The sequence below is a fragment of the Stenotrophomonas sp. YJH_SMC_6 genome (genome assembly GCF_059371335.1).
Genome location: NZ_JCAFUM010000002.1, coordinates 255,730 through 274,755, shown reverse-complemented (window position 1 = coordinate 274,755; position 19,026 = coordinate 255,730). Strand labels below are relative to the sequence as shown.

The following is a 19,026-nucleotide window of genomic DNA, read 5'->3' as shown; positions in this document are numbered from 1 at the left end:
CGCATGAATTTCTCCCCTCGTCTTGCGGCCGTGTTGGCCGCCCTCCTGTGCGCGCCGGCCGCATCGGCACTGTCCCTGCAGGATGCGCAGCGCGCAATGGAAGCACACAACCCGGACCTCCGCGCGGCGGCGCTGGAGCTGCGCGGGGTGCAGGGCGATGCGCAGACAGCGGCGTTGCGCCCGGCCACCGAACTGTCGATCGGCACCAGCAAGATCAGCCCCAAGCATGGCATCGGCCCTGGCCGCTGGCAGGACAAGCGGATGGACAGCACGTTGGGCCTGGGCTGGACCTGGGAGCGCGGTGGCAAACGCGCATTGCGCATCCGCCAGGCCGATGCATTGCTGGAAGTGGCCGGGCTGGAGATGCTCGATACACGGCGCCGCCAGCAGGTGGCGCTGCATGAGGCCTACTTTGGCTTGAAGAGCGCGCAGGAGCGGGTGCAGATTGCCGAGGCCAACCGCCAGAGTTCGGCCGAACAGATGGCGGCGGCCGACAAACAGGTCGCCACCGGGGCGATGGCGCCGGTGGACCGTGCGCGACTGGCGGTGGACGATCTCGCGGTGGCCGATATGGCGCGCGAGGCAGCGCTGGACCTGCGCGATGCGCGGCATGCACTGGGCCTGCTGCTCGGCCGTGACGACAGCGGTGACCTCAGCGCCGATGATCCCTGGCCGGACCCCGCCGGCGGGATCGGTGCGCGCGCCTTCGATCCGCAACAACGCGCCGACCTGCGGGTGGCACGCTCGCGCCTGGCAGCTGCGGATACCGGCGTGGCGCTGGCACGCAGCGAGCGCCATCGCGACATTCAGCTGGGTGTGGAAGCCGAGCGCGAGCCGACTGACATCAGCGGTGTCACCTGGGGCGTGTCGCTGACCATTCCGCTCGGTGGCCCATCACGTGCACGCGGCGCGATCCAGCGTGCCGAGGCCGACCGTGACAGTGCCGCGCTGGAGCTGCAGGTGCTGCAGCGCGAAGCGCGCGCCGAGCTGGACCAGCTGCAGGCGAGCGCGCAGTCCGCTGCGCAGCGTCGCAACGACTACGAAGGGCTGCAGTCCGACGCCGCACGCAGGGCGGTGCAGGGCATCGAACTGGCTTACCGCCGCGGCGCCGCAAGCCTGACCGATCTGTTGGATGCGCGCCGTAGCTGGCGCGATTTCGAGGCCGCGCTGATCGAAGCGCGTGCCGACCATGCCATTGCCCTGGCGCGCTGGGAAGCGGCCACATCCGTTGCTGAAGGAGAGTCCCGATGAAGTCCACCGTCGCCCATCGCCCGCGGGCGCGACACGCCGTGCTGCCGGCCCTGCTGGCGCTGGCCCTCCTGGGTGGTTGCGGCCGCGAGCCGGCGTCGTATACCAAGGACGCGCCGCAGATCAGTGCGGGCCAGGTCCAGTTTCCCGCCAGCAGCCGTCAGCTGGATGTACTGCGCAGCGAGGCGGTGACGGCCGGTGCCAGTGCCAGCCTGAAGCTGCCGGGCCGGGTGGTCTGGGACGAGACCCGCTCCAGTGCGCTGCGCACGCCGCTGGCGGGGCAGGTGGCGCGCATCGAGGCGCAGCCGGGGCAGAAGGTGAAGGCGGGCCAGGTGATTGCCTGGATCACCTCGCCCGAGTTCGGCCAGGCTCAGGCCGACGGCGTGCGTGGCCGCGCCGAACTGCAGCAAGCCCGCAGGGAACTGGACCGCACCCGCGAACTGCATGCGGCGGGTGTGGCGTCGGGCCGTGAACTGGACGAGGCCGAGGCCAACTTCGCCGGCAGCCAGGCCGATCACGCGCGTGCGACCGCCTTCGCCAAGGCGTATGGCAATGGCCAGCACGTTGACCAGCGCCTGCCGCTGCGCACGCCGATCGATGGCGTGCTGGTGGAGCGGCGGATGAGCCCGGGCATGGCGGTCAGCCCCGACAGCGAACAGCCGCTGGCGGTGATTGGCGATCCGGACCGCCTGTGGTTGCTGCTGGATGTTCCCGAGAGCCTGGCCGGACGCTTGAAGGCGGGCATGCAGGTGAGCGTGCCCGGCGCCGATGGACAGCCGCTGCAGGCGACGCTGCAGCACGTGGATGACTTCGTCGACAGCGAGCGCCGGGTGGTGCAGGCGCGTGCCGAGCTGGACAACCGTGCACGGGGTTTCAAAGCGGGCCAGTACGTGCGTGCGCAGGTGGCATTGCCGGCCGAGGGCGGTGTCTCGCTGCCGGATGCCGCGGTGCTGCTGATCGACGGCAAGCAGGTGGTGTTCGTGGAGGAGGGCAAGGGCCGCTTCGTGCGCCACGCCGTGCATGCCGAGGAACTGGGCGATGGCCGCCTGTGGGTGCGTGAGGGGCTGGCTGCGGGCAGCAGGGTGGTGGTCGAGGGCGGCCTGCTGCTGCAACAGCTGGTGGACAACGCACCGGCAACCGTCAGCACCGGCACGGGGCACGCCGCGCCATGATCGATCGCCTGATTGCCTATTGCCTGCGTCAGCCGCTGATGGTGATGCTGGCGCTGCTGTTGTTCATCGGCGCTGGCATTGCTGCGTTCCGCGTGCTGCCTGTGGAGGCCTTTCCGGATGTGTCCGATACCCAGGTGACAGTGGTATCGCTGCACCCTGGGCGCGCGGCCGAAGAGGTGGAGCGCGAGGTGACGATGCCGCTGGAAGTGGCGCTGTCCGGTATTCCGCATTCGGTGCGGGTGTTCTCGCATACGCAGTTCGGCCTGTCGATGATCATCCTGACCTTCGACGACAAGGCCGATGACTACTTCGCGCGCCAGCAGGTGCTGGAGCGTCTGCAGGGGGTGGAGCTGCCGGAAGGGGTGACACCGGAACTGGAAGCGATGAGTTCGGCGGTGGGTGAGATCTACCGGTACGTGCTGAAAGGCCCGCACATGACGCCAACCCAGCTGCGCACCGTGCAGGAATGGACGATGGAGCGCAGTCTGCGCACCGTACCCGGGGTGGCCGATGTGATCAGCTTCGGCGGCTTCGCGCGCACGTTCCAGGTCAAGCCGGACCTGGACAAGCTCCGCGACCGCGGCATCAGCCTGGGTGAGTTCGCCGAGGCCCTGGAAAAGGGCAGCTCGAATGCGGGCGGCGGCTACGTCGAGCGTGGCCAGCAGCAGTTCCTGATCCGCGGTGTGGGCCTGATGCGTTCGCCGGCCGACATCGGCAACGTGGTGGTGGCGCAGCGCGGGGGCACGCCAATCCTGGTGCGTGACCTGGCCGGCATCGCCGACACCGGCCTGCCCCGGCAGGGTCTGGTCGGCCAGGACGGCAATGACGATGCGGTGTTCGGCATGGTGCTGATGCGCAAGGGCGAGAATCCGTCCGACGTGCTCGACGCCCTGCATGCGCGCATCGCCGAGATCGAGGCCAACCAGCTGCCGCACGGGGTCAGCATCGAGCCGTTCTACGACCGCTCGTGGCTGGTCTCGACCACGCTGAAAACCGTCTTCAGCAACCTGCTGGAAGGCGCGGTGCTGGTGTTCTTGGTGCTGTGGCTGTTCCTGTACAACGCCCGCGCCGCACTGATCGTGGCGGCGATGATGCCGCTTGCGCTGCTGTCGACCTTCCTCGGCCTGCACCTGTGGGGCGTGCCGGCCAACCTGCTGTCGTTGGGTGCGATGGACTTCGGCATCATCATCGACGGTGCGGTGATCGTGACCGAGCACATCGTCTCGCGATTGTCGAAGCTGCCCCCTGCGGCCGACCGGAAGACACGGTTCTCGACCATTCTTTCAGCCGCATCGGAAGTGGGGCGGCCGACGTTTTTCTCGATGTTGATCATCATCGCCGCACACATCCCGATCTTCACCCTGCAGCGCCAGGAAGGCCGCATGTTCGCGCCGATGGCGTACTCGGTGACCTCGGCCCTGATCGGTGCGTTGATCCTGGCGCTGACCGTGGTGCCGTTGTTCTGCTACTGGTGGCTGCGGCGCGACCGCATGCGCGACGGCAATCCGCTGATGGACCGCCTGACCGGCTGGTACCGGCCGATCCTGGAGCGCGCTCTGGCTCGCCCGCGTGCGGTGGTACTGACCGCGGTTGCGCTGCTGGTCGGCACGCTGGCGCTGGGCACGCGGCTGGGTTCGGAGTTCCTGCCGGAGCTGGACGAGGGCTCGATCTGGCTGACCGCCACGCTAGACCCCAGCACCAGCCTGGCCGAGGCGCAGCAGCAGTCGCGGCGCATCCGTGAGCTGGTCGGCACCTTCCCGCAGGTATCGACGGTGGTGGCCAAGCTGGGGCGGCCGGAAGACGGCTCCGATGCCAAGGGCGCCAACCAGATCGAGGCGCTGGTGGCGTTGAAGCCGGAGAAGGAGTGGCCGAAGGGGGTGGACAAGCGGCAGTTGGTCCGCGACCTGCAGCGCACGCTGGAGCAGCGCATTCCGGGGCCGGAGTTCTCGATCTCGCAGCCGGTGCGCGACAACATCCTGGAGAGCATCTCGCAGATCAAGGGCCAGGTGGTGATCAAGGTCAGCGGCTCGGATCTGGATGTACTCAACCAGCAGGCGCAGGCGATCCTGGGCCAGGTGCGTAGCGTGGAGGGCGTGGAGAGTGCCTTCATCGACCGTGACGGCTCACTGCCGCAGCTGCAGATCGAAATCGACCGCGACCGTGCTGCGCGCTATGGCTTGAACGTGCGCGACATCGACGAGGTGATCGAGACCGCACTGGGCGGGCGCCAGGTCGGCGAGTTGTGGGAAGGTGACCGCAGGTTTCCGATCACGCTGCGCCTGGACGATGCCGACCGCGACCTGCAACGGCTGCGCACGGTGCCGGTCGGCATCGGCGATGGGCACACGGTGACACTGTCCGACGTGGCCGACTTCCGCATGGCCAGCGGTGCGATCAACATCTCGCGCGAGAATGCACAGCGGGTCAAGGCGGTGAGCATCTTCATCGCCGGGCGTGACATGGGCAGCGTGGTGGCCGACATGCGCAAGCGCGTGGACGCCAGCGTGCAGTTGCCGGAAGGCTACCGGCTGGAATGGTCCGGGGAGTTCGAGAACCAGCAGCGTGCGATGAAGCGGCTGGGCTGGGTGATCCCGCTGTCGGTGCTGATCATCTTCGTGCTGCTGTTCGATGCCTTCAAGGACATCAGCAGTGCGGCGCTGATCCTGGCCAACGTGCCACTGGCGATGATTGGCGGCATCCTCGCCCTGTGGTTGACCGGCATCCCCCTGTCGGTGTCTGCGGCGATCGGTTTCATTGCATTGTTCGGGCAGGCGGTCTTGAACGGGGTGGTGATGCTCAGTCGATTTGCCCAGCTGCGCGAGCAGGGCATGGACCTGCTGCAGTCGGTGGTGCAGGGCTCGCTGCAACGCCTGCGCACGGTGCTGATGACCGCACTGCTGGCGATGTTCGGCCTGCTGCCGATGGCGACCTCGCATGCCATTGGCGCGGAGACCCAGAAGCCGCTGGCGGTGGTGGTGATCGGTGGCCTGCTGTCGGCGATGCTGCTGACCCTGCTGGTACTGCCGACGCTTTACTACTGGGTGCATCGCCGCCGCGAGGTACGCACGGGCTGACGACGATATCCGGTTCTCCGCCCGGTAGATGCCGACCTTGGTTGGCACGCGGCGAAGCGCCCACCAAGGTGGGCGACTACCGGTGTGCGATGGCCGCGGCCTACACCATTCCGCCATTGGCGCGCAGGACCTGACCGTTGATCCACCCGCCATCGGCACCGGCCAGGAACGCCACCGCACCGGCGATGTCCTCTGGCGTACCCAGCCGCTCCAGAGGGTTCATCTTCGCCAGCCGCTCGATCAGTTCCGGCGACTTTCCGTCCAGGAACAGGTCGGTGGCGGTCGGGCCGGGCGCCACTGCATTCACGCTGATGTTGCGCCCGCGCAGCTCCTTGCTGAGGATCGCGCCCATCGTCTCCACCGCCGCCTTGCTGGCGGCATACACGCTGTAGTTCTCCAGTCTGATGCCGACCACGCTGGTGGACAGGGTGATCAGCAGGCCACCGTCGCGCACCCGTCGCGCGCTCTCGCGCAGCACGTTGAAGGCGCCCTTGAGGTTGATGCCGATCACCCGCTCGAACAGGGCGTCGTCGGTATCGGCCAGCGGCGCCAACTGCAGCACGCCGGCACTGTTCACCACTACGTCGATACCGCCGAAGCGCGCCTCGATGGCATCGAACAGCTGCCGCACCGCCTGCGGATCGGCGACATCGGCCTGCAGCGCGATGGCCTGCGCGCCGGCCGCGTTGAGTTCGGCCGCCAATGCTTCGGCGTCGTCGCGGCGGCCCGCATAGTTGATCGCGAGCGCGTGGCCATCGGCGGCCAGGCGGCGGGAGATGGCGGCGCCGATGCCACGGGAGCCGCCGGTGACCAGGGCGACAGAGCGGGCGGGGGAGAGCGTCATGGTCGGTTCCAGCGGGCGCGCCGGAGTGGCGCAGGGCCATCTTCGCGACATTGCCTTTTCGGATAATCCTGCATAATCCGTCAACATCATTCGGACAGCCGAACAATGGATCGTTTCACGGCCATGCGCGCCTTCGTCCGTATCGTCGAGCGCCGCAGCTTCACCCGGGCCTCCGAGGACCTGGGCCTGTCGCGGGCCACGGTGACCGACGCGATCAAGGCGCTGGAACAGCGGCTGGGCGTGCGCCTGCTGCACCGGACCACCCGGCTGGTGGTGCCGACGCTGGAGGGCGAGGCCTTCTATGGCCGTTGCCTGCGCCTGATCGCCGACATGGACGATGCCGAGGCAGCGTTCCGTGATGCCCCGCCACGTGGCCCGTTGCGCATTGAAGTGCATGGCACGCTGGGCCGGCACCTGCTGTTTCCGCACCTGCCGGAGTTCCTGCAGCGCTACCCGGAGATCGAGCTGGACGTCAGTGAAGGCGACCGCTATGTCGACCTGCTGCGCGAAGGCGTGGATGCGGCGTTGCGGGTGGGGACGCTGGCCGACAGCGATCTGGCGGCGCGCCGGTTGACGATGCTGCGCGAGGTCACGGTGGCCGCGCCGGGCTATGTGCAGGCGCACGGTCTGCCCGATACCATTGAATCGCTGGAGCAAGGCCATCAGATGGTCGGCTACCGATCCAGCGCCACTGGCCAGCTGATCCCTCTGGAGTTCCAACAGGCGGGACAGGTGCGCTACGTGCCGCTGCAGGCGCGGGTGCGTGTTTCCGGCGCGGATGCGTTTCTTGGGGCCGCGCTGGCGGGCCTCGGCATCATCCAGGCGCCGCGCTACCGGATGGACCCGTATATCGCGCGCGGGCAGCTGGTCGAGCTGTTGCCTGAGACGCCGCCGACGCCAAGCCCGTTGAGCCTGGTCTACCCGCGCAACCGCACGCCGTCGCCACGCTTGCGGGTGTTCATCGACTGGGTGGCCGGGGTGTTCGAGCAGACCGGGGTTGCCGGCCAGCGGCCGGCACTACCGGAGCGGCACGCGAAGCTGTCCGGCCGCAGGGGGTAGCGCCGGCCGCTGGCCGGCATCACAGTGCTGCCAACGGCCCCTGCATGCGATGGAAACTGCCATCGGTGGCGGTGAACCAGGCCAGTGAACGCCCGCCGACGAAGTCATCGACATGCACGACCGTTGCGCCATCGGCTTCCTGCCACGAAATGGCATAGACCCCTTCGCTGATCTGCTGCCACTCGCAGGCGGCTTCGCCCTGCGCACCGGCATAGGCGCCGGAGACGATGGCGTACTGCACGTGGCGGCCATCGGCGCTGTAGACATTGTCGGCGGCCAGCCCGTCATAGCTGACGCGGAAGCGGCGGCCGGCGAACAACGGCAAGGCGGGGGCAGTGTTCATCGTATCGCCACCGGGTTGATGTTGACCTGGGTCGAGCCGACGTAGAGCGGCTGGCCGAGCACGAACAGGAATTCCCAGGCCTTGTCGCGCACCAGGGCACGGCTGTCGATCAGCTCCAGGTTGTAGATGCCGCGCTTGGCCAGCATGTACTGGTTGATCGGGAACTCCTCGGCACCGTTCGGGTTCGGGTAGACCTCCGAGGCCCAGGTGTCGCCACCGAAGGCGACGATGCCCTGGTCGGCCAGCCACTTCGCGGCCTCCATGCCGATACCCGGCTCCACTTCCAGGAACTGCGTGTTGTCCTTGCCGATCAGTTCCAGCCAACCGGTGTTGAACAGCACCACATCGCCCTTGCGCAGGCTCAGTCCCTGCTTCTTCAGCACGGCCTGGATGTCGGCCACGGTGAACTCGGTGCCGCCGGGCACGATCGCCTTGCCGTAGTACGCGGTCATGTCCAGCACGACGCCGCGGGTGACCATCGGCGGCACCTTCTCGACGCCGAGCTTGCGCACGCCGTCCACGGTGACGAAGTCAGCAGCCTTGTTGCCGTTGTAGTAGACGTTGTCGATGCCGATATGGCCGATGCCGTTGAGCTGGGTGCCAACGCCGGTCCAGGCGTTCACCAGTTCATCGTTGAAGGTGAACTTGTTGGGGCCCAGCGACTTGCCGGCCTGCTGGCCGACCTGCACGTTGTACAGGCGGAAGCTGCGGTGGCGGAACGCGGGCAGGTTCTTGTCCACCGGCACCGCCAGCGGATAGGTCTTGCCGGTCCTGACCAGCGAGACCGCGTGCTTGACCACGTCAGCGGTGAGCAGGTTGGCCGCGCCGATCTCGTCGTTGGCGCCGTAGGCAGAGGGATACCACTCCTCGGCGGTGGCCTGGAAGGACAGCGGCAGGGTGGCCAGCGCAAGCGCGGCCAGGGTCTTCATCTTCATGGCAAAGCTCCGGTAACTGTCAGGCCGTCGCGGCGGCGCCGGCATGGGCCGGGAAGTGCGGGAGCACGTACTCGGCGATTTCGTGGAAGGTTTCGGCCAACGGCCGTTCGTTGCGGCGGAACTGCAGGCCGATGTGGTCGACACCGGCCGCCTGCATGGCGTGCAGCTCGGCCAGCAGGGCGTTGCGGCCGCCACGCAGGCCGAAGCGCCAGCGCTGCAGGGGGGCATCGGCATCGGCCACCAGGTCCAGGTGGATGAAGCTGGCATAGGGCTTGTTGCCGGCCACGGCGCGCCACGCCGCCACGCGTTGTACATGGTCCTGCGGCGTGCCCGGGTAGGCCAGGCAACCGTCCATGTGCTGGCCGATCCATGCTGGTTGCTGTTGGGCCAGGCCGGCCACGAACAACGGCAGGGCCGGGCCATCGGCGGGCAGCACGTCCAGGCCCTGCGGCAGGTGCGCGGTGGCGCCTTCGCGCAGCAGCGCGATCTGCTCGCGGAAACGGCTGCCACGGCTGTCGAAGTCGCGGCCAAACAGCGGGTACTCCACCGGGCGGTCGCCACTGGCCACGCCCAGCAACAGGCGGTCGCCGCTGAGCCGCTGCACGCTGCGCGCCGACTTCAGGGTCAGCAACGGCTCACGGATCGGCAGCACCACCGCACCGGTGCCCAGCAAGATGTCATTGGTGATGCCGGCCGGGTAGCCGAGGTAACTGAACACTTCGAACACCTGCGCCGCATCGCCGAAGGCCGGGTCGTACACCGGCACGTCGCGCACCCACAGCGCACGGAAGCCGAGGCGGTCGGCCAACCGTGCCAGTTCCGCATGGCGCTGCAGGTCCGGTTCACCGGGCAGGCGTTGTGCGGCGCGTCGTGCCTGTTCGCCCAGCGGCGTCCAGTCATTGTCCAGCGGTGCTTCGATGCCGATGCTAAAGCCACCGGCCTGCAGCCGCGCCAACGCACTGCCCATGGCCAGGCTCCTCAGTCCCAGGCCGGGGCCAGGCCCGGCGGATCGACTTCGCGGCCGTTGCGGTCAAGTGCAGCGATCGCGGCCATGTCATCGGCATCCAGGTGCAGGTCTTGGGCGAGCAGGTTGCTGGCCAGGTTCTCGCGCTTGGTCGAGGACGGAATGACCGAGTAACCCCGCTGCAGCGCCCACGCCAGCGCGACCTGGGCCACGGTGGCCTGGTGCTTGTCGGCGATGGCGGCCAGCACCGGATCCTTCAGTACCTTGCCGTAGGCCAGGGTCATGTAGGAGGTCACGGTGATGCCCTGGTCCTGCAGGAAGGCGGTCAGTGCCGGGTTCTGCAGGTAGGGGCTCAGTTCGATCTGGTTGGTGGCGATCTCGCCGGCACCGACCACCTCGATGGCCTGCCGGGTCAGCTCGATGTTGAAGTTGGACACACCGATCTGGCGGGTCAGGCCCAGCGTCTTGGCTTCGGCCAGCGCGGTCATGTACTCGCGCAGTTCAACGCCATTGCCCGGCGCCGGCCAGTGGATCAGCAGCAGGTCGACGTAGTCGGTGCGCAGCTTCGCCAGGCTGTCGCGCAGGCTCGGGATCAGCTTGTCGGCAGCGTAGTTGTCCACCCAGATCTTGGTGGTCAGGAACAGCTGGTCGCGCGGAACGCCGGATTCGGCGATGGCCTGGCCGACTTCGGCTTCGTTGCCATAGATCTGCGCGGTATCGACCGCACGGTAGCCAACCTCGAGGGCGTTGCGCACCGAGTCGATGACGGTCTGGCCGGTCAGGCGGAAGGTGCCGACGCCAAAGGAAGGAACGCTCATGATGGACTCCAGGGACTTCGTTGAGAGCCGGTGGGCTCGGGACAGGGCGAAGTGTGGGCGCTTTACATTTGTTGATTAAGCCGTGTATACGGGAAACGCTTTTGCGTCGAGGTAAAAAATGAAAACCACCCTGGATGAGCTGAAGGCCTTCGTGGCCGTGGTCGACAGTGGTTCGATCACGGCGGCGGCCGAGGCGCTGGAACTGACCATCTCCGCCACCAGCCGCACACTGGCGCGGCTGGAGGACAAGCTGCAGACCACGCTGCTGCGACGGACCACGCGACGGCTCGAACTGACCGAGGAAGGCGCGGCGTTCCTGGAGTACGCGCGCACGATCTTGGCCACGGTGGACGAGGCCGAGGAACAGATGGCCGCGCGGCGGCTGCAGCCGGTCGGGCGCCTGCGCGTGGACGCCGCCACGCCGTTCATGCTGCACGTGATCGTGCCGCTGCTTGAGGGGTTCCGTGAGCGCTACCCGCAGGTGGAGCTGGAGCTGAATTCCAATGAAGGCATCACCGACCTGATCGAGAAGCGCACCGACGTAGCATTCCGCATTGGCGTGCTGCGCGATTCGACCCTGCATGCGCGGCCGATCGGCCACAGCCGCATCCGGGTGGTGGCCAGCCCCGAATACCTGCGCCGCCACGGCACGCCCACGCGCGTGGAGCAGCTGCGCGAGCACGACCTGCTGGGCTTCACCCAGCCCAGTTCGTTGAACGAATGGCCGCTGCAGGATGCCGATGGCGGGCCTTTCGTGATCGAGCCCGCGATCGCTTCATCCAGTGGCGAAACACTGCGGCAGATGGCGGTGGCCGGGCTGGGCATTGCCTGCCTGTCCGACTTCCTGACCCGCCAGGACCGGCGTGATGGCCGCCTGGTGCAGCTGTTCGCCAGGCAGACGCAGGAAGTGCGGCAGCCGATCAACGCGGTGTACTACCGCAACACCGCGCTGGCTGCACGCATCACCTGTTTCGTCGACCACGTGACGCAGACGCTCGGCCAGCGTCCGTTTGACGAATAGAGATCGGTAGAGCCGGCCGCTGGCCGGCTGCCGGGTCCTTGGGGCTGCCGGCCAGCGGCCGGCACTACCAAATGCGTATCACCTGATGCGTGGCCCATGTACGGATGGGTAGAGCCGGCCGCTGGCCGGCTGCCGGGTCCTTGGGGCTGCCGGCCAGCGGCCGGCACTACCAAATGCGTATCACCTGTTGCGTGGCCCATGCATGGATGGGTAGAGCCGGCCGCTGGCCGGCTGCCGGGGCCCCGGGGCTGCCAACCCGCGGCCGGTGTCAGCGGGTGCGCAGCGCGCGCCGGTTGCCGATGTGCGCCGCGGCCAGTAGCACGCCACCACTGGCTGTCGCCACGCCATGCCAGAGCAGCGATTCCTTCAGCGGCAGATACAGCGAGGCCGACAGCAGCAGGATGGCGCCGGCGCAGGCCAGCCGCACCGGGCGCCAGCGCCCGTGCCGGTGCACCCCGGCCGAGGTACTCGCCAAGGCCAGCGACGAGGCCAGCAGCGCGAACAGCCATTCCCAGCGCGACATCATCAACAGCAATGTCATCGCGCCATGGCCGGGATGCTGGAACGAGCGCAGCGCCATCATCGCGGCCGGCACGAAGGCCAGCAGCAGGGGCAGGGCGATGCAATGGGCGGCGCAGGCCATGGACAGCCAAGCACCGGCAAGATCGAAGCGGGGGTGCCAGCGTGCCGAAGTTGGCGGCTGGGCCAAGGCCCTTGCGGGCGTCGTGGGGATGTGGTCCATAATGTTACATAGTAACAATTGGAGCCTCCCCCATGAAGCGTTCTGCTGCTCTTTTCCTGCTGCTGGCTGCCAGTGCCGCGCAGGCCCATGACATCCGCCAGCACGCACCGCACGTGCACGGCCAGGCCACCGTCGATGTTGCGCTTGACCAGCAGACGCTGGAATTCGCCCTGCAGGCCCCCGGCATCGGCATCCTCGATTACGAGCGACCGCCGGCCAATGCAGCCGAGCAGGCCGCGCTGGCACGGGCTACGACAGTGCTGAAGGGCGGCAGCTGGGTCACCTTGCCCACCGCTGCGGGCTGCCGTCTGGCCACCGGTAAAGCCGATGCAGAGGGCTTCGACGCGACGGCCGCCGCGCCGCCGCCGGGACAGCACCGGCACGCAGGGTTCAGCGCAACGCTGCAGTACCACTGTGCCAAACCTGCCGCGCTGCGCGCCATCGTCGTGCGCCTGCCCGTACTGTTCCCGGGCCTGCACGAAGTCATCGTCAACAGCGCAACCGCCAATGGCCAGAACCGCAGCGTGCTGACGCCCGACAACCTGCGCGTGGTGCTGGCACCGTGAGCGCAGCACCGGTGATCTCGCTGGAAGACGTGCAGTTCGGCTACGGCATGCAGCGGGTGCTGGACATCCCGCGGCTATGGGTCGAGCAGGGCAGCAGCGTGTTGCTGCGCGGAATCAGCGGTGGCGGCAAAAGCACCCTGCTGGGCCTGCTGGCAGGCGTGCTGCTGCCCGGCAAGGGCCGTGTCGAGGTGGCCGGCCAGGCGCTGCAGGACATGGGAGGTGCGGCGCGCGATCGTTTCCGTGCCGATCAGCTGGGCGTGATCTTCCAGCAGTTCAATCTGCTGCCGTTCCTCAGCGTGCGCGACAACATCGCACTGGGCCTGCGCTTCTCGCGCCTGCGAAGTGCGCGCATCAGTGGGCCACTGAATGCCGAGATAGCCCGTCTGCTGCATGCCCTGCAGCTGGATCCGGCGCTGATGCAGCGGCGCGCAGGCACTCTCAGTGTTGGCCAGCAGCAACGCGTGGCGGCGGCACGCGCCCTGATCGGCCGCCCGGCGTTGCTGCTGGCCGATGAGCCGACCTCGGCGCTCGACCGCGACGCGGCGACCGCGTTCCTGAAGCTGATGTCGGCGCAGTGCGAGGCGGCCGGCACCACGGTGCTGGTGGTCAGCCATGACGACAGCCTGCAGCCCTTGTTCGACCGCACCATTTCACTGTCCGAGATCAACCAGGCAGGTGCCGGCCATGCTTGAGCTTGCCTGGGCCAGCCTGCGCAGCCGCGCCTTGAGTGTCGGCCTGACCGTGCTGGTCATCACCCTCAGCGTGGTGCTGCTGCTGGGCGTCGAGCGTGTACGCACGCAGGCGCACGAGGGGTTCGCCAGCACCGTATCGGGCACCGACCTGATCGTCGGTGCGCGTTCGGGACCGGTGAACCTGCTGCTGTACTCGGTGTTCCATATCGGCGACCCGACCAACAACGTGTCCTGGCAGTCCTACCAGGAGCTGTCTGCATTGCCGCAGGTGAAGTGGTCGGTGCCACTGTCGCTGGGCGATTCCTGGCGCGGCTACCGTGTAGTGGGTACCACTGGCGGCTACTTTGAACACTATCGCTATGGTTCCGGCCACGAGCTGGCCTTTGCACAGGGGCGGCCCTTTGATGATCTGTACGACGCGGTAATCGGCGCGGAGGTGGCGCGCGCGCAGAAGGTCGGCCTCGGCGATGAGATCGTGCTGGCGCACGGCACGGGCGCGGTCACGCTGGCCACGCATGCCGACAAGCCATTCCGTGTTGCCGGCATCCTGCGGCGCACCGGCACGCCGGTGGATTCGTCGCTGCTGGTTTCGCTGCCGGCCATCGAGGCGATCCATGTCGACTGGCGATCAGGCGTGCAGCTGCGCAGCCAGCGCGTCAGCGCCGAGCAGGCGCGTCATCTGGACCTGACCCCGACCAGCATCACCGCCTTCATGCTCGGCCTGAACTCGCGCATTGCCACGTTTTCGGTACAGCGCAGGATCAACGAGTATCCGGACGAGGCGATGCTGGCGATCCTGCCCGGCGTGACCCTGCAGCAGCTGTGGCAGTCGCTGGGCACCGCCGAGCGCGCACTGCAGCTGATCAGCGCGATGGTGGTGGCACTCGGCATGGTCTCGCTGGTGGCGCTGCTGGTCTCGACCCTGCAGGAGCGGCGGCGCGAGATGGCGATCCTGCGTGCCACCGGGGCACGGCCGGGTTACATCGCCGGCCTGCTGGTGTTGGAGGCGGTGGCGACCAGCGCGGCGGCCTGCGTGCTGGCGCTGGTGCTTCTGGTGGCCGCCAGCGTTGCCGGGCGCGGCTGGGCCCTGGCCACCTTCGGTCTGTCGATCACCCATGTCTGGCCGGACGGCCGCGAGCTGGCCTGGGTGGCAGGCGTGCTGGCGATCAGTGCGGTGGCTGGGCTGGTCCCGGCGTTGCTCGCTTACCGGCGCACCTTGGCCGATGGCCTTTCACCGGGAGGCTGAGCATGCGCTGGATGCTGTCGCTGCCGATGGTACTGGCCCTGGTTGCCTGCGAGCGGCCGGTGGATACCGGTGTGCAGGCCCTGCCACCCGCGCCGGTTGTCGACCGCGCTGACGCTGACGCTGCGGATGCGGCAGAGCAGGAGCTGGACTGGCTGCAGATGATGCCCAAGGACGAGCTGGCCGCGCTGGAACGCGGCGAGGGCCCGGAAGTCGAACACAACGGCAACCGGCGCATGCCGCAGTTCGGTACCTTCCGCACCGTGGACACGGTGCTGCAGCGACCGGTGCGCCTGCCGGGCTACATAGTGCCGCTGGCCAACGCGCAGGACGGGCGGCTGACCGAATTCCTGTTCGTGCCGTACTACGGCGCCTGCATCCACGTGCCACCACCGCCGCCGAACCAGATCGTGCACGTGGTGCTGCCGCGCCCGATCGACATGCCTGACATGTATTCGCCGTTCTTCCTGGCCGGCACCTTGCATGCCGAACGCTTGGACGACGATCTGGCCGGTTCGGCCTACACCATGCGTGACGCACAGCTGAGGCCGTATGAACCGTAGTCACCTGTTGCTGGCGTTGGGATGCCTGTGGTTGGTGGGCTGTACGGCGCCTGGCGGCGATGCGGTGGGGGTCACGCCGCAGGACAAACCGGCGCCCTCCGCCACGGCCGAAGCCCCCATCGACCGTTGGGACGCGTTGCGACCCGACGAGGTCACCTACCAGCGCCCACCCCCGCAGATCGGCCTGTCACGCAATGGCATGGACGGCGTGGGTGGCCTGATCGACGACACCGGCTCGGGCACGCCACCGGGGCTGGAGATCGACCATTCCAGCCCGGATCGCGCCAAGCAGTTCGGCTCTTCGCGGGTGGTCGATGCTGTCGATGGTCGCACGGTGGATCTGGATGGCTACGTGGTACCGCTCGGCACCAACGATGCAGGATTGGTGGATGAACTGCTGTTCGTGCCGTTCTACGGCGCGTGCATCCACGTGCCGCCACCGCCGCCGAACCAGATCATCCACGTGACCCTAGGCACGCCGATCGCGCTGGGCGACCTGTGGGATCCGTACCGGCTTGCCGGCCGCCTGCAGGTGAAGCGTTTCGACGCGGACATCGCCAGCGCGTCCTACGATGCCGCGGCGGCCACGCTGACGGCGATCCGCAACTGATGCGCCGGCGATGGCTCATGGTTGCCGGGGTGCTGCTGGTCGCGGTGGTGCTGCTGGTGTGGTGGCAGCGGCAGCGCGCACCCACCGCGCCGCCGGCAGTTGCGTTTCCAGCACCGGCGTCCGATGCCAGCCAGCGCATCGAACAGCGCCTGGGTGACGATCACGCGTTCCGCAACGACGTATTGTTCCTGCTCGCGGCAACATTGCGCGACCGCTGCCAGCCCGCGCAGGCGGGACTGCTGGCGCGCATGGCCAATCGTGCATCGCTGCCGGTGCTGGCGGCAGTCAGCGCGGTGACCGAGCAGGATCCATCGCTGGACCGGCCGATCTACCAGTACATCCAGCACCGCGCCGATGCGACACCATGCGGCCAGCCGCTGCAGATGCCGCTGGCTGGCGGCCGCAGCATGGCCGTGGACATCGAACAGTACGCACGCACCTTCCCGGACAGCTACTTCGACCCGCAGCGCAGCAGCGAGCCACGGGATTTCGGCGGGCTGTCGTTGCAGCAGCGCGCCGGCAACGCCTGCAACAGCGTGGTGTACTCGGTGTTGCCTTTGGGCGGCACCGATTGGCGGTGCAGCAGCCTGCGCGCACAGGCCCGTGCGCGGGTGCGCGGGCTGTGCGAGGACGAGCTGCGGCGCCAGCACGGTGGCATCGGCGGCGAACTGGACATGGCCGTGGGGCAGGGCATGCAGGGCGCGGTGGTCTCGGCGATCGCCGCGCTGCCGGAAGACTGCCGGTAAGCGTTCACCCGTAAAGCCAGGCCACGCCTGACCCGTCCCAGTAGAGCCAGGCCATGCCTGGCGGGCGGCGCATCAGAGCAGGCGCGACGCTCTACAACAGCTGAATCGGCAGGCTCCGAACGCACATAACTATACAGGATGTCCGGTATAGTTATAGCCGTACTCCACCCCACCAGGTTCTCCCATGGCTCTGTCCCAGCCCTTGGCCGGTGCTCCGGCCCTGTCGCGTGCCCGTCGCTGGGCACTGTTGTTCACCGTCGCTGCCGGCCTGTTGCTGGTCACGCTGGACAACTCCGTGCTCTACACCGCACTGCCCACGCTGACCGAGGAACTCTCGGCCAGTGCCGGGCAGGCGCTGTGGATCATCAATGCCTATCCGCTGGTGATGGCCGGCCTGCTGCTGGGTGCCGGCACGCTGGGCGACCGCATCGGCCACCGCCGCATGTTCCTGATCGGCCTTGTGGTGTTCGGCATTGCCTCGCTGGCGGCGGCCTTCGCTGGAACTGCAGCGCAGTTGATTGCCGCGCGCGCGTTCCTCGCGGTCGGTGCGGCAGCAATGATGCCGGCCACGCTGGCGCTGATCGGCCTGAGCTTCCATGAGGAGCGCGAGCGCAACATCGCCATTGCGATCTGGGGCTCGGTGGCCATCGTCGGTGCGGCGCTTGGCCCGATCATCGGCGGCTGGTTGCTGCAGCACTTCTGGTGGGGCTCGGTGTTCCTGATCAACGTGCCGGTGGTGGTGGTCGCATTCGTGGCCACGCTGCTGCTGGCGCCGGAAGGCCAGCGCGACACCTCGCGGCCGTGGGACCTGGTGTCCTCAGTTCTGGCATTGGCTGCACTGTCCGGCCTGGTGCTGGCGATCAAGTCGCTGATCGCAACGCCGCCGTCGTATGCGCTGGGCGCAGGCGCACTGCTGTTGGCCGTCATCAGCGGTGCGGCGTTCGCGCGCCGCCAGCAGCAGCTGCCGTACCCGCTGCTGGACTTCGCGATCTTCCGCAATCCGGCGTTCCTGGCCGGCACGCTGTCGGCGGTGTTCACTCTGTTCGCGATGGCCGGACTGCAGCTGGTCACCACCCAGCGCTTCCAGCTGGTGGCAGGTTTCACGCCGCTGCAGGCGGGCCTGCTGGTCTCGGTGGCGGCACTGGGCAGCCTGCCCAGCGCGCTGCTGGGCGGCAGCATCCTGCACCGGGTGGGCCTGCGCCCGCTGATCTGTGGTGGCCTGGCCGCAGGTGCGCTGGGCGTCGGCGTGGTCGCGTTCGGCTTCCCGCACGGCCTTGGCTGGGTGGTGGCTGGTATGGCCATCACCGGCTTCGGCATGGGTTCGGCCATCTCGGTGGCATCCACCGCCATCCTCAACAATGTGCCGGCACACCGCGCAGGCATGGCCTCGTCGGTGGAAGAAGTGTCCTATGAGTTCGGTGGCCTGCTGGCGGTGGCGATGCTGGGCAGCCTGAGCGCAGCGATGTACAGCGCCTTCTTGCCAGTCTCGGCAGACATGCCCGCGCTTGCCCGCGAGGGTTTCACCCAGGCGCTGCACGTGGCACGCGAAAGTGGGCAGGGCGAGTGGTTCGCACTGGCTGCGGCCGCGTATGACCGTGGCTACCAGATCGTGCTGCTGGTGATCGCGACGGTGCTGGCCGTGGGCGCGGCGATCATCGCGCGCCTGCTGCGCGGCCGCGTCGGCAGCCGCGAGGGCGCGGCCGATCGCGTAAAATGAGGCAATGAGAACCAGCAAGCGCGACCGCATCCTCGACGCCGCCGTCAACGTGATCAATCGTGATGGCGTGCGAGCGGTGACCTTCGAGTCGGTGGCGGCCGAGGCCAACCTGACCCGCGGCGGCCTGCTGTACCACTTCCCTTCGCGCGAGGCGCTGCTGCGCGGCATCGACGAGCACCTGGTGCAGGCCTGGGAAACGTCGATGGAAAAGCTGCTGGGCAAGCGCGCGGATGAAGCGACGGCACTGGAGCGCTACCAGACCTTCGTGCGTGTCTCGGCGCAGAGTGCCACCCGTGCCGAACTGATGTTCATGCTGGAATCGGCCGACCCGGAGGCGGGCGAGCGTCCGTGGGGACCGGCGGTACGGCGCTGGGCACCATCCGCGCCGGAGGCTGGGAATGTCGATCCAACGACGCTCGACAATTTCGTGGCGCGCCTGGCCGCCGATGGCCTGTGGATCTACGAGGCAATGTACGAAGGCCAGCTGGACGAAGGCGTGCGCGCCCGTGTTGCCGAGCGCATCGCCGGGTTGTTGGCGAAGTCTGACGGAACGTCCAGTTGAGCGGCCAACCGGCGCGCAGACATCGCCCGTGGTAGAGCCGACCGCTGGTCGGCTGCCCTTCGGTCAGGCCACGAAAATGCGCTTCGGTAGAGTCGACTGTCAGTCGA

General features: G+C 68.0%; 19 protein-coding genes. 13 read left to right on the top strand and 6 right to left on the bottom strand.

Annotated features, from left to right (window positions below):
* Window positions 1-3 precede the first annotated feature (3 nt).
* Genes AC5P9N_RS03030 through AC5P9N_RS03020 form a run of 3 tightly spaced genes read left to right on the top strand, consistent with a single transcriptional unit; the run spans window position 4 to window position 5,494 of the window.
* The gene (locus AC5P9N_RS03030) at window positions 4-1,251 is read left to right on the top strand and encodes a TolC family protein (protein ID WP_164212645.1); all 1,248 of its coding nucleotides are present in this window, start codon (window positions 4-6) and stop codon (window positions 1,249-1,251) included.
* Window positions 1,248-2,420 carry an efflux RND transporter periplasmic adaptor subunit gene (locus tag AC5P9N_RS03025; protein ID WP_099484667.1) on the top strand — a complete coding sequence of 391 codons (1,173 nt, stop codon included), beginning with the start codon at window positions 1,248-1,250 and terminating at the stop codon, window positions 2,418-2,420. Before AC5P9N_RS03030 ends, AC5P9N_RS03025 begins: the two co-directional genes overlap by 4 nt.
* On the top strand, window positions 2,417-5,494 hold the full coding sequence (locus AC5P9N_RS03020; RefSeq protein WP_099484666.1) for an efflux RND transporter permease subunit: 3,078 nt from the start codon (window positions 2,417-2,419) through the stop codon (window positions 5,492-5,494). Before AC5P9N_RS03025 ends, AC5P9N_RS03020 begins: the two co-directional genes overlap by 4 nt.
* Before the next feature lie 100 nt (window positions 5,495-5,594).
* Here the strand turns inward: AC5P9N_RS03020 and AC5P9N_RS03015 are convergent, their stop codons facing one another.
* A complete protein-coding gene (locus AC5P9N_RS03015; protein ID WP_495223808.1) occupies window positions 5,595-6,338 on the bottom strand; it encodes an SDR family oxidoreductase in 744 nt (247 codons plus the stop codon).
* A 105-nt stretch (window positions 6,339-6,443) separates the two neighbouring features.
* Between AC5P9N_RS03015 and AC5P9N_RS03010 the strand changes: the two genes are divergently transcribed.
* Window positions 6,444-7,397: a LysR family transcriptional regulator gene (locus tag AC5P9N_RS03010; RefSeq protein WP_099484664.1), complete on the top strand. Its 954-nt coding sequence runs from the start codon at window positions 6,444-6,446 to the stop codon at window positions 7,395-7,397.
* Window positions 7,398-7,416: 19 nt separating this feature from the next.
* Here the strand turns inward: AC5P9N_RS03010 and AC5P9N_RS03005 are convergent, their stop codons facing one another.
* The 4 genes from AC5P9N_RS03005 to dkgB are packed head-to-tail and all read right to left on the bottom strand — an operon-like array spanning window position 7,417 to window position 10,457.
* Complete coding sequence (locus AC5P9N_RS03005; RefSeq protein WP_049471694.1) at window positions 7,417-7,740, bottom strand: MoaF-related domain-containing protein; 324 nt, start codon at window positions 7,738-7,740, stop codon at window positions 7,417-7,419.
* Window positions 7,737-8,675: a cyclase family protein gene (locus AC5P9N_RS03000; protein ID WP_005413604.1), complete on the bottom strand. Its 939-nt coding sequence runs from the start codon at window positions 8,673-8,675 to the stop codon at window positions 7,737-7,739. Before AC5P9N_RS03000 ends, AC5P9N_RS03005 begins: the two co-directional genes overlap by 4 nt.
* 19 nt (window positions 8,676-8,694) lie before the next feature.
* Window positions 8,695-9,642, bottom strand: coding sequence for a TIGR03571 family LLM class oxidoreductase (locus tag AC5P9N_RS02995; RefSeq protein WP_208180433.1), 948 nt, complete (start codon window positions 9,640-9,642; stop codon window positions 8,695-8,697).
* 11 nt (window positions 9,643-9,653) lie between these two features.
* A complete protein-coding gene (gene dkgB, locus AC5P9N_RS02990) occupies window positions 9,654-10,457 on the bottom strand; it encodes a 2,5-didehydrogluconate reductase DkgB (protein ID WP_012480407.1) in 804 nt (267 codons plus the stop codon).
* A gap of 118 nt (window positions 10,458-10,575) precedes the next feature.
* On the opposite strand from dkgB, the gene AC5P9N_RS02985 reads away from it, so the two are divergent.
* On the top strand, window positions 10,576-11,478 hold the full coding sequence (locus AC5P9N_RS02985) for a LysR family transcriptional regulator (protein ID WP_005409836.1): 903 nt from the start codon (window positions 10,576-10,578) through the stop codon (window positions 11,476-11,478).
* Window positions 11,479-11,746: 268 nt separating this feature from the next.
* Here the strand turns inward: AC5P9N_RS02985 and AC5P9N_RS02980 are convergent, their stop codons facing one another.
* Window positions 11,747-12,220: a MerC domain-containing protein gene (locus tag AC5P9N_RS02980; RefSeq protein ID WP_062607179.1), complete on the bottom strand. Its 474-nt coding sequence runs from the start codon at window positions 12,218-12,220 to the stop codon at window positions 11,747-11,749.
* 32 nt (window positions 12,221-12,252) lie between these two features.
* On the opposite strand from AC5P9N_RS02980, the gene AC5P9N_RS02975 reads away from it, so the two are divergent.
* From AC5P9N_RS02975 to AC5P9N_RS02940, 8 genes are all read left to right on the top strand, one after another.
* Window positions 12,253-12,786 (top strand): ZrgA family zinc uptake protein, encoded by a 534-nt coding sequence (locus tag AC5P9N_RS02975; protein ID WP_049475370.1) that lies wholly within the window; start codon window positions 12,253-12,255, stop codon window positions 12,784-12,786.
* Window positions 12,783-13,478, top strand: coding sequence for an ATP-binding cassette domain-containing protein (locus AC5P9N_RS02970; protein WP_164212646.1), 696 nt, complete (start codon window positions 12,783-12,785; stop codon window positions 13,476-13,478). Before AC5P9N_RS02975 ends, AC5P9N_RS02970 begins: the two co-directional genes overlap by 4 nt.
* Window positions 13,471-14,724 carry an ABC transporter permease gene (locus tag AC5P9N_RS02965; RefSeq protein WP_099474085.1) on the top strand — a complete coding sequence of 418 codons (1,254 nt, stop codon included), beginning with the start codon at window positions 13,471-13,473 and terminating at the stop codon, window positions 14,722-14,724. Before AC5P9N_RS02970 ends, AC5P9N_RS02965 begins: the two co-directional genes overlap by 8 nt.
* Before the next feature lie 2 nt (window positions 14,725-14,726).
* Complete coding sequence (locus AC5P9N_RS02960) at window positions 14,727-15,284, top strand: DUF3299 domain-containing protein (protein WP_099474083.1); 558 nt, start codon at window positions 14,727-14,729, stop codon at window positions 15,282-15,284.
* The gene (locus tag AC5P9N_RS02955; RefSeq protein WP_099474081.1) at window positions 15,274-15,894 is read left to right on the top strand and encodes a DUF3299 domain-containing protein; all 621 of its coding nucleotides are present in this window, start codon (window positions 15,274-15,276) and stop codon (window positions 15,892-15,894) included. Before AC5P9N_RS02960 ends, AC5P9N_RS02955 begins: the two co-directional genes overlap by 11 nt.
* Window positions 15,894-16,640 carry a hypothetical protein gene (locus AC5P9N_RS02950; RefSeq protein ID WP_099474078.1) on the top strand — a complete coding sequence of 249 codons (747 nt, stop codon included), beginning with the start codon at window positions 15,894-15,896 and terminating at the stop codon, window positions 16,638-16,640. The genes AC5P9N_RS02955 and AC5P9N_RS02950 overlap by 1 nt, the downstream gene beginning before the upstream one ends.
* A gap of 184 nt (window positions 16,641-16,824) precedes the next feature.
* Window positions 16,825-18,357, top strand: a complete 1,533-nt coding sequence (locus AC5P9N_RS02945; protein WP_099484662.1) for an MFS transporter — start codon at window positions 16,825-16,827, stop codon at window positions 18,355-18,357.
* A gap of 4 nt (window positions 18,358-18,361) precedes the next feature.
* Window positions 18,362-18,919, top strand: a complete 558-nt coding sequence (locus tag AC5P9N_RS02940; protein WP_099474075.1) for a TetR/AcrR family transcriptional regulator — start codon at window positions 18,362-18,364, stop codon at window positions 18,917-18,919.
* The last annotated feature ends 107 nt before the right edge of the window (window positions 18,920-19,026 follow it).